The sequence below is a fragment of the Paraburkholderia sp. SECH2 genome (assembly GCF_030464795.1).
Lineage (GTDB): Bacteria > Pseudomonadota > Gammaproteobacteria > Burkholderiales > Burkholderiaceae > Paraburkholderia > Paraburkholderia aspalathi.
Window position 1 is genome coordinate 1 of the sequence record NZ_JALPRH010000056.1, and the last position, 10,028, is coordinate 10,028.

Here is a 10,028-nt window from a genome sequence, read left to right on the forward strand (position 1 = left end):
TAACACGATCGAGGGCGTGGGCGTGAACGTGGGCGCAAAGATCCTGTTCTGACGGTGTTTGGGGCACGCCGTGTGGGGGGCGGCAGAAACTTGGACTGATTGGATGGAGGTAGTCCATGTACTCGTACGAAGACCGCATGCGAGCGTTAAGCTCTACATGAAACTCGGAAAACGCATCGCAGCCACCATTCGTCAGCTAGGTTACCCGGCAAAGAATGCTCTCAAAAGTTGGCATCGGGAATACGAACAATGCCATGATCTTCCCTCTGACTATGTGCGTTCGGGGGCGAAGTACTCGGCCGAACAGGAGAAGGCGGCCGTCGAGCACTATCTGAGCCATGGTCACTGTGCTGCTGTCACGCTGAGGGCACTGGGATATCCGAGGCGCGGTGCACTCGCGGCTTGGCTTGATGAACTGCGCCCTGAAACCAGGAAGCGCATTGGCGGCAACGCTGGCGGCGTATCTCAGCCTCGAGAGCTGATGCAGGCGGCAGTCATCGAGCTGTGCACTCGAGAGGAAAGTGCGCAAGCGGTGGCTCAACGGATAGGCGTGAGCAGGCCGACGTTATACAACTCGAAAAACAAGCTACCTGGTAAGCGTCATCTCAAGGCCGCATGTACAGGCAGCTGGATAGTGTCCAAAGTAGTCCCCACCAAATAAGTGATGGGGACTACTTTGTCTAAAGATGAGATGCAGATTTCGAATCGCAAGGGCCGACCGAACTACGATCCGGGCTACAAACGACAGGTCGCGATCGCGGCCTGTGAATCCAATGTTTCCGTGGCTAAACTTGCTCAGGCCCATGGACTCAATCCAAATATGGTTTTCAAATGGCGCCGCGAATACCGCGCCGGGTTGCTTAGCAACGGCGGCGCTGGAGCGACAGTGCTACTCCCTGTGACCTTGCCAACGGAGGTAAAAGCGGAGGCCTCCACGGCTCCGGCGGTAGCTGCAAATCCTGAGGGGCCTGCGCGTGATGCAGCAAGCATCGAGATCGAGCTCAATGGCGCGTGCGTTCGGCTCACTGGCAGGGTCGACCCCGTTCAATTGCGTTTAGTGCTGCGTTGTCTGATGCCCGTATGATCGCACCTCCTTCCGGTACCCGTATTTGGCTGGCCGCTGGCATTACGGACATGCGTCGCGGCATGGATGGCCTCGCTACTCTTGTTCAATCCACTCTGGAACTTGATCCGTTTTCTGGTCACGTCTTCGCCTTTCGTGGACGGCGTGGCGACATCATTAAGATTTTGTGGTGGAGCGGCGACGGCATGAATCTTTATGCGAAGCGTCTTGAGCGCGGCCGTTTTATCTGGCCCCAGGCCGAATCAGGCAGCATTCATCTCTCCGCAGTGCAGCTTTCGATGCTCCTGGAGGGCATCGATTGGCGACGACCCGAACGGACCTGGCAGCCTACTCGAGCAGCGTAAAAAAGCCTCTGCACAAGCGTTCAGAAACGGCGGGCATGTTTTAAAATAACAGACATGCTCGCTAGTTCCCTTCCTGACGACATCGCCACACTCAAGCGTATGCTGGCCACGCGCGATGAGACGATTGCCCAGTTGGTGGCCGAGATTGCACGTCTTAAACGCTGGCAGTACGGTCGTTCATCGGAGCGTATGACTGAGCTGATGGATCAGCTCGAACTGGCGCTTGGAGATTTGCCCGTACAGCAGGTGCCGAGCGTTCCAACTACAGACTTGCCCGTCGAAGGCGAAACGGTCGATTCGAAGGAAACAGACAAGGCCGCCGCTCGTCGCCGCAAACCACGCACGTTTCCCGACCACCTCCCACGTGAGACCCTGGTTCATGCGCCCGCGACTTGTGACTGTCCCGAATGCGGAACCCATATGCGTGCGCTCGGCGAAGACGTTTCAGAGATGCTCGATTATGTGCCGGGTTACTTCAAGGTGACTCGGCACGTGCGTTCCAAACTAGCGTGTGGTCGCTGTTCCAAAGTCGTGCAGGTTGCTGCTCCTTCCCGCCCAATCGCAAGGGGTATGGCCGGGGCGGGTCTTCTGGCTCAAGTAGTGGTTTCCAAATACGCTGACCATACCCCGCTGTATCGACAAGCAAGCATCTATCGCCGTGCAGGCATCGAACTTGATCGCGCAACGCTGGCTTCTTGGGTGCGCGAAGCGGGTCGCCTCCTTGAACCCCTGGCCGACGCCATAGGCCAGTATGTCCTGCAGGCGCAAAAGATCCATACCGACGATACGCCGGTGCCAGTGTTAGATCCGGGTCGCGGAAAGACACGCACGGCGCGACTATGGACGTATGTGAGAGACGATAGGCCAGCAGGCAACCAGGCGCCGCCAGCGGTCTGGTACCAGTACTCGCCTGACCGCAAAGGCGAAAGGCCCAGAGCACATCTCGACGGCTATTGCGGAATCCTGCAAGCGGATGCCTATAGCGGGTATTCCGCGCCATATCGCGATGGCCAGATTATCGAAGCCGCTTGCTGGGCCCATTGAACTGATATGACTTTCCGTGTCAATCGGGACCGGTTTTCGCTTTTCTCTGGTAGGCACATGAATTTCCTGGAGGCGGCGTAGCAGTAAGTCTCGACGGTGGATCGCACTGATATCCGCGGGTTGGTTACCGCATTACAGAGGTCCGCCCCTTGAGCCTGCCGCTATCTAAAGCCGCAAATCGAATGATGTCCGTTGCATAGTCCAACCGCGGGTTGCTCGGGTGCCGGGCTACGCCGCCTTCAGGAAACTCGTCGAATCTGTGTAGCAAAGCTCAGCGCTACGCCGGCCGCTCGTTTCGCGTTACGGCGAGCGACATTGCGAGCTTGCTGATGTCCCAGATGAACCCCGCAAGTTCGCGTGCGACGGTGTCAAACGCAATCTCAAGTTGATACAGCTTCGAACGCAAACGCAATATAAATTTGATACACCCGCGCATACGGTCTTTAGCTGAGTGCTGCCTCCTTCGAATTGCGTTTGCGTTTGACGTCGTCCGCTTCGTTTAGGTGCGGCGGTGGGATGCGGTTGATCATGCCGGCCTGACGTTTTTCCTTCAGCCTGTACGAGTCGCCGGAGATCGGCACGACGTGTGCGTGATGAAGCAACCGGTCGAGGAGCGCCGCCGTGAGCGTTGCATCGTCAGCGAAGGTCTGGTCCCATTGGCCGAACGGCAGATTGCTGGTCAGGATGAGACTGCCGGTTTCGTACCGCTTGGCGACCACCTGGAAGAGCAGGTTCGCCTGCTCCCGGTCCATGGGCAGGTATCCCATCTCGTCAACGATGAGAAGCCTGTAGGGCTTCGTGATCCGCTTGATGGTTTCCTCCAGCTGATTGCGGCGCAACGCTGTCGTCAATTGCATCAGCAGATCGGCGGCAGTGATGAAACGGGTGCGAAACCCGGCCTGCGTTGCACGATATCCAAGCGCGACAGCAAGATGGGTTTTACCAACGCCACTGGGTCCGAGGAGCACGACATTCTCGGCACGCTCCACAAAGGCAAGACTGCCTAGTTCGAGAACCAGAGCTTTCGGCACGCCGAGCGCGAATTCGAAGTCGAATTCATCAAGCGTCTTGATTGCCGGGAAGCCAGCCAGACGCGTCAGCATCCGGCGCATTCGCTCCGCGCGTGCCATCGCTTCATCCTTCAAGGCCTGTTCGAGGAAGTCGAGATAGCCGAGCTCGCGTTTCGCGGCCATCTGGCCGAGGTGCGCAATCTGTGTCGGCAAGTGCAGCAGATTGAGCTGCTTGCACAACACAGTCAGTCGTTCGAGCTGTGGCGTCATGCGCTTACCTCCTGTGCGCGGCTGAACGCGTCGTAGATCGACAACGGGTGCTGCAACGGTTTGTTCCACTCCGAGCTCGCGTACCGTGATGCCGGTTTCGGCTGCTGATGCGGCGTCGCGCCCGTTCTAACCGATCGTCCCACGTAGGGTGCCGGCAGTGGAAGAAGATGCGGCCGCTCCTCGAGCAACACCTCGGCCGGAACCCGTTTGGTAGTGCCGTGCACACGGACGTTGGCGACGTCGCGCAACCACAGCCTGACGCGCTCATTGCACACGCCGCAGTCGGCTGTGAGCCCTGCCTGTTTGAGCATTGAAACCAACGGGACCCAGAAGCTATACCGCAGATATCCGTTCATACGCTCGACCTTGCCCTTCGTCTTCGCGCGGTATGGTTTGCAGACGCGAGGCACGAACCCATGGTGTTTGGCGAAGTCAGCGAACCCCGGATGATATCGATGCTGTTTCTTGCCATACGCATCGCGTTTCAGGATCACCGTCTTCATGTTGTCGTACACGATCTCTCGGGTGACGCCGCCAAATGCTTCGAATGCCCGCACATGGCAAGCCAGCAGCGTTTCGATACGCATGTCGGTGACAAACTCCGCGTAGCTGACGCGGCTGTAGCCCAACGTCGCAACGAACGCCGCGAGCATGCCGAGTTTGTGCCCCGGCTTACGAAACTCAATCCAGTCCATCTGCATCTGATGTCCCGGCTCTGTCTCGAATCTGACCACCGGGTCGGGGCGTGCAGCGGGTCGAAGCTTCTGCAGATACTCCTGCACCCGGCGTAGGCCGCCCGTGTAGCCGCGCTCCTCAATCTCCCGCTTGAGCACCGTCGCCGGAATCCAGTCCGGCTTCGCTTCGACGCGGCCCTGCAGATAGGCCTTGAAGGGTGCAAGCTTGCCGACGACTGGTTGCCGGGCCTTACGCTGCGGCGGACCCGATTCCAGATACTTCCTGACTGTGTTGACTGCCATGCCGGTCTCGACAGCGATGTCCCGGAGGCTGTTTCCCTGGCGACGCAGAATCTCGATTTCCATGTACTCCTCGTAGCTGATCACGGGCCGCCCAAAAGGAGCAACCCTACAACGAGGTGTATCAATTCCTAACTGCGTTGCTGTATCAATTTACAACTGCGCGCGACAACGGCGACGACAGCGATGTTCACATTCTTGCCGCGCGCGGCCAACTTGCGATATCGGCGGCAGAGTCGAACCTGTGCGTCCCAGGCACGGTCAAGGATGCGTTTTGGAATGCCTTCATGTCGGCGCTGAATTTCCGGACTCACGCGTGCGGGGTATCTGTAGCTCCAGGCGGCCTCGACGAGCAGCTTCCTTGCATAGCTGTTGCCGTTCTTCGTGATGCTGCCCTGACGCCGCCGCTCGCCCGAAGAATGCTCTGAGGGCGTCACGCCCAGCCAGGCCATCAGTTGGCGCGGGTGCTCGAAGCGGGAGAGGTCCCCCAATTCGGAGAGCATGCCCACGGCGGTGATGAACTGTATGCCGCGCATGGTCTGCAGACCCAGTATGGCCGGATAGAATCGCCAGCCGACGACAGCTTCGCGCAAGGTCGCCTCGAGGCGCTCACATTGCGCAAACCTGTCTTCAATCGTGCGACGGCATTCATCGAAAGCCAGTTGCTGCCAGTGGTTGGGGAATGCAAGTACGCTTATCCATCGCCGGTGCGCGGGACCCCAGTTGGCGTTACCTGAATAGCGGACTCCATGCGATAGGAGGAAGGACTTCAGCCGCTGGCGGGCTTGTCTAAGATCTGCTTTCGCTGCAGCCCACGCGCGAGCCAGGTCCCGGAACGCCTCGTCTTCAACATCTGGTACGTGTACCGCTGACAGGTCGCCAGCGCGCAGTGCGCGTACGAGCTTGACCGCGTCGCGCCGGTCCGTCTTGACGCGCTCGCCTGGTTTCTTCGGGATCAGGGAGGGCGCGCATACCATGCAGTCGAATCGTCTTTCGACGAGTTCCCTGTAGAGCCCGTAGCCGCAGGGGCCGGCTTCATAGACAACGCGGACCTGGTGCGCCTTGGACTGAACGCGCTTGCACAATCGATCGATATCCGCCTTCAGCGTCCCGATCTTGCCCAGCAGTTCCACGTCGCCCATATCGATCGCGTACGCCACCGTGATCGACTCCTTGTCGGGTAGCAGCGACGCATCACTGCGCCGCCGCCCCCTGAGAACCGGACGTGCGGGTCGCCCCGCATCCGGCTCAAGCCATTCCTTCAGCACCATTGGGTGGCACCGGGCAGGCCGACGGAACGTTTCGCGGTTCGACGGCGGGCAAAGTAGCTGGTCCATGCCGGATCAAACGGATTGGCCAGTCCCCGGATTCTGACGTGCCGCTGAATCGCAACCGTCGTTGCGCGGAAGAGTTGCAGGCCGCAGGTATCACCCTCGGTTGAACCCTCTGTCGCAAAATCCCAGAACCGGTATCCGTTACGCCGGAAGTACCGTTGCCTGACCCACCGGGCTCCTTTCATGGGGTGCCGACGCTTCGCCCATTTCCAGAGCCGTTGCCAGATGTGCGAGTCGATTGAGGAGAAGGTCGCTTTCGACACGACGTGACGGTGATACTGGGCCCATCCCCGGATCACCGGGTTAAGCTGGCGTATCAACGTCTCCTGCGTGGCGCTCGCGTTGCCTCTGATGATTTCCCGGGTCTTATCAAGCAGCGATTTGATGCTCTTGTTCGCTGGCTTGATCAGCAGCTTGCCGTCGTACTTGCGTACGTTCTGACCGAGGAAATCGAAACCCGCCGCTATGTTCGTGATCCGGGTTTTTTCTTCCGAGAGCTCCAGACCCCGAGCCTCCATGAACTGCCTGACTGCCGGAAGCACCTTGGATTCCAGCACATCTTTCGATACGCCAGTCACCACAAAGTCATCGGCATAGCGGACGACGTTGAGCTGAGCCTTTCTGCGGGCAAGTGTGGATGTTCCCACACTTGCATCAACTGCTGCTTCAAGCCCGTCCAACGCCATATTCGCGATCACGGGCGAGATGACACCCCCTTGGGGTGTACCCGCCTGCGACTCGAACAGGGTTCCCTCATCGATGTATCCGGCTCGAAGCCATTTGCACAGAACCCCCTTATCCATCGGTATGTGCTCCAGAAACCAGGCGTGACTGAAGTTGTCGAAACAGCCTCGAATGTCACCTTCCGGAATCCATTCTGGTGAAGCACGCTTGGCCAGAATGTTGAAACACTGTTCGATAGCGTCGGCGGTCGAGCGCTCGGGCCGAAAGCCGTAGGAATTGGCATCCGCCAGGGTCTCCGCGACGGGTTCCAGAGCGAGCTTCCATAAAGCCTGCATCGACCGGCACCGCATACACGGGATTCCTAACGGACGCATTTGTCCATTACTCTTGGGAATATAAATGCGACGCAGCGGCATCGCACGATAGCCTCGATGACGCAGCGACAACATTCCGTTCCACCTGGCCGCCGGGGATGCCCATATCCTGCCGTCCACCCCTGGCGTTCTCTTACCGCGATTTTCCGTCACACGCTTGACGGCAAGCATCTTGCCGCCATGCGAGCGAGTCAGCAGACGTTGCAACGCTTTCACCTTGCCCCATCGGCCATCCCGGGTCGCCTTGGCGATACGCACCTGAAGTCGTTTCACCTCTGCCTCCATGTGTGACCAGTCCGCCTGATCCCACATCTGTGCAGCGTGCGAGGACGCACCAGCCCCGCTCGCTTTCGCGCCGGTTACCGTCATCTGCCTTTCCTCGTATAACGATTGGTCAAGGCTCTCTCGCCATGAATGACCGAGCGGAAGTCTGCCCGCTTTCGCGTCGGGCAATGTTTCAGCCCGTATCCCGTCCATTACAGGCGGGCGTTCGCTTTCTCCGCTTTCCTTTACCCACAGCGCCAACAGCGTTCCTTGCGGTTCGCCTGCCGTGACCGGCAGCACTATGGGCTTACCCTGTTCCACTTCAGTTTCCGAGCGGGGCGGACCCTTCCTATTCGCCGGCGGCTTGTCGTCCATGGTGGCCCAGTTCACGAAGGCCACTCCATACCGCGTACCGTTTTGGTTCAAGCCTGTCAGCACGTTTGGCTTGCTACTGGTGACGACGTTTATCAGAAGTTCACATATGTTGGTCGTATCCGCTCATCCCTTGCTCCTCTCCGCCTTCGTGCTGGCAGATTCCGCTTGGCCTCGCGGCTCGGCGTACCGGTTATCCGGCGGCTACGTTATCCCCAGAGCTTCACACCGAGCTGTTGCCGGCTCGGCATGTCCGGGTAGGGAACGGTTGATGGAACAACCGGTTTCATCAGGCCATACATTCTCCAGTGAAACAGAAACTCAAGCGACTTTCAGGTCGCACATGAACATCCAGACCGACAAACACCGTGCTATCGTGGTTCACGCTGGCCTCCGCGCTGGAAATCGCCGGGGTGTGCCCTGTGTGCGTAATTCGTGGAAGCTGGACACGCGTTTCGCGTGAAGGTGGACAGCGGTTTCGCGCGAAGCTGGACGTTCGGAGCGCAGCGACGCGGGGGTTTCGATATTTACTCTGACTGCTGGTTTTCGGTCAAACTCTTTTTGCGTTTTCGCATCGAATCACCGCTGAGATTGATGCGATAGGCGTTGTGCACTAGCCGGTCGAGAATGGCATCGGCGAGCGTCGGATCGCCGAGCGCGGCATGCCAGCTATCTACTGGAATCTGGCTGGTTACCAGGGTTGAGCGGTGGCCGTGGCGATCATCGAGGATCTCAAGCAGATCACGCCGTGTGCTGTCAGTCATCGGCGCCATCGCGAGATCGTCCATGAGCAACACGTCGGTCTTGGCCCACTGCGCCAGCAGCCGGGCATAGTGACCACTACCGTGTGCGATGGCGAGCTCCTCGTTCAGTTTGGGAACTCTCAGGTATAGCGCGGAGTAACCAAGACGACACGCCTGGTTTGCCAGCGCACACGCCAGCCAGGTCTTGCCCAGGCCCGTGGCGCCGACGATCACGGCGTCGTTGCGCTCACGAATCCAGGTGCCGGTGAGAAGCTGGCTGACGAGTCCACGATCCAGCCCGCGTGCCGATCGGTAGTCGATGTCTTCGGGCACCGCGTCGGAGAACTTGAGTTTCGCCCGGCGCAACCGCGCCGCAGTCTGCCGGGATTCGCGCACGCTGACCTCCCGTTCGACGAGAAGCCCCAGCCTCTCTTCGAAACTAAACGCCTCGACGTCGGCGAGTCCCTGCTGCTCGGTAAGCGCGTCAGCCATGCCGTTCAGGCGCAGCTCGTGCAGTTTGTTAATGGTTGGGTGTTTCAGCATAGTGCTTCCTCAGTGGTAGTAATCGGGCCCGCGCACATTGGCGTGCGCAAGCGGCAGGTCGGGCTGTACCGCAACCGGCGATGGCTGCTGGTCCAGTCCATTCTTCAGCGTCGAGTCGATGAAGCGGTAACTCGGCGCTTTCAGATCGATGGCGCGGCTGCAGGCGGCTTCCAGCCGCTGGTTGCCGTAGTCTTTGGCCAGTCGTAGTACGCCCAGGCATGTGCGATAGGCTTGCTGCGGATGCTGACGGCCGCCGAGCAGATGCTGGATGACGGCATCTGTGTGCGGGCCGATCGTGGCGGCCCAGTTGCGCAGGCGCTGCGGGTCCCAGCCGGTGACGGCCTGATGATTGGCCGGCATGTGCTCGGTCAGCGTGGTGTGAGCGCCGCGGCGATCGCTCTTTGCGTGCGCGGCGATGCGCGTGCCGCGATGGAAGACTTCGACGGTGGCTGTGGTGTAGCGGACGTCAACCTGTTCACGCGCGAAGCGGTGAGGGACCGAGTAGTAATGGCCGACGAGTTCGATGTGATAGTCAATGCCGACACGGGCGACCTTCCAGTCGGCGTATTGATAAGGGTGCGCCGGTAACGGCTTGAGTGCTGCGCGCTCGAATTCTTCAAAGGCGGTTCGCCGCGAACCGGGTAGTTTCTTGAATGCCTTGTCGTTCAGGCTCACAAGCAGCGCGGCGATCGCCCGGTTGGCTTCGGCAAGACTGAAGAAGCGTTGTTTGCGCAACCGGGCGAGAATCCATCGTTGTACGAGGAGCACTCCCTGCTCGACCTTGGCCTTGTCCCGGGGCTTTTTACTGCGGGCGGGGATGACTGCCACGGAGTAATGCGAAGCCATCGCGCCGTAGGTGCGATTTACGATCGGGTCATAGAAGCTCGGTTTGTGCACGCCCGACTTGAGGTTGTCGGGCACGACAATTTCTGTTAATCAGCAGGTTCAGCTAATGCGAAGGAACGCGGCGGAATCCGCGCCGTTGCTG

General features: G+C 59.4%; 7 protein-coding genes and 3 pseudogenes. 4 read left to right on the top strand and 6 right to left on the bottom strand.

The features are described 5' to 3' along the window. Nucleotides 1-116: 116 nt before the first annotated feature. The 4 genes and pseudogenes from M0D66_RS37590 to M0D66_RS37605 all read left to right on the top strand — a co-directional run. Nucleotides 117-598, top strand: a pseudogene (locus tag M0D66_RS37590) (IS3 family transposase); the annotation flags it as partial. Between the two features lie 66 nt (nt 599-664). Beyond that, nucleotides 665-1,084, top strand: coding sequence for a transposase (locus M0D66_RS37595; RefSeq protein WP_266212919.1), 420 nt, complete (start codon nt 665-667; stop codon nt 1,082-1,084). Continuing rightward, the gene (tnpB, locus tag M0D66_RS37600) at nt 1,081-1,428 is read left to right on the top strand and encodes an IS66 family insertion sequence element accessory protein TnpB (RefSeq protein WP_266212920.1); all 348 of its coding nucleotides are present in this window, start codon (nt 1,081-1,083) and stop codon (nt 1,426-1,428) included. Before M0D66_RS37595 ends, tnpB begins: the two co-directional genes overlap by 4 nt. 54 nt (nt 1,429-1,482) lie before the next feature. After that, nucleotides 1,483-2,472: an IS66 family transposase gene (locus M0D66_RS37605; protein WP_266212921.1), complete on the top strand. Its 990-nt coding sequence runs from the start codon at nt 1,483-1,485 to the stop codon at nt 2,470-2,472. A gap of 443 nt (nt 2,473-2,915) precedes the next feature. Here M0D66_RS37605 and istB (M0D66_RS37610) read toward each other — a convergent pair whose 3' ends face one another. The 6 genes and pseudogenes from istB (M0D66_RS37610) to M0D66_RS37635 all read right to left on the bottom strand — a co-directional run. After that, the gene (gene istB, locus M0D66_RS37610; RefSeq protein ID WP_266212922.1) at nt 2,916-3,752 is read right to left on the bottom strand and encodes an IS21-like element helper ATPase IstB; all 837 of its coding nucleotides are present in this window, start codon (nt 3,750-3,752) and stop codon (nt 2,916-2,918) included. Continuing rightward, on the bottom strand, nt 3,749-4,792 hold the full coding sequence (gene istA, locus M0D66_RS37615; protein WP_266212923.1) for an IS21 family transposase: 1,044 nt from the start codon (nt 4,790-4,792) through the stop codon (nt 3,749-3,751). The genes istB (M0D66_RS37610) and istA overlap by 4 nt, the downstream gene beginning before the upstream one ends. Before the next feature lie 104 nt (nt 4,793-4,896). Beyond that, nucleotides 4,897-5,969: pseudogene (locus M0D66_RS37620) on the bottom strand (IS110 family transposase); the annotation flags it as partial. A gap of 18 nt (nt 5,970-5,987) precedes the next feature. Then, a complete protein-coding gene (gene ltrA, locus M0D66_RS37625; RefSeq protein ID WP_266212924.1) occupies nt 5,988-7,772 on the bottom strand; it encodes a group II intron reverse transcriptase/maturase in 1,785 nt (594 codons plus the stop codon). 509 nt (nt 7,773-8,281) lie between these two features. Beyond that, entirely contained in the window at nt 8,282-9,040 is a 759-nt protein-coding gene (gene istB, locus M0D66_RS37630; protein ID WP_266212925.1) for an IS21-like element helper ATPase IstB, read from the bottom strand. 9 nt (nt 9,041-9,049) lie between these two features. Next, nucleotides 9,050-9,976, bottom strand: a pseudogene (locus tag M0D66_RS37635) (IS21 family transposase); the annotation flags it as partial. Between the last annotated feature and the right edge of the window lie 52 nt (nt 9,977-10,028).

What these genes read in the sequence shown, in the direction of transcription:
- M0D66_RS37595 (WP_266212919.1), top strand. Translation starts at nt 665, where the DNA reads ATGGGGACTACTTTGTCTAAAGATGAGATGCAGATTTCGAATCGCAAG.
- M0D66_RS37605 (WP_266212921.1), top strand. Translation starts at nt 1,483, where the DNA reads ATGCTCGCTAGTTCCCTTCCTGACGACATCGCCACACTCAAGCGTATG.
- istA (WP_266212923.1), bottom strand. Translation starts at nt 4,792, where the DNA reads ATGGAAATCGAGATTCTGCGTCGCCAGGGAAACAGCCTCCGGGACATC.
- tnpB (WP_266212920.1), top strand. Translation starts at nt 1,081, where the DNA reads ATGATCGCACCTCCTTCCGGTACCCGTATTTGGCTGGCCGCTGGCATT.
- istB (WP_266212922.1), bottom strand. Translation starts at nt 3,752, where the DNA reads ATGACGCCACAGCTCGAACGACTGACTGTGTTGTGCAAGCAGCTCAAT.
- istB (WP_266212925.1), bottom strand. Translation starts at nt 9,040, where the DNA reads ATGCTGAAACACCCAACCATTAACAAACTGCACGAGCTGCGCCTGAAC.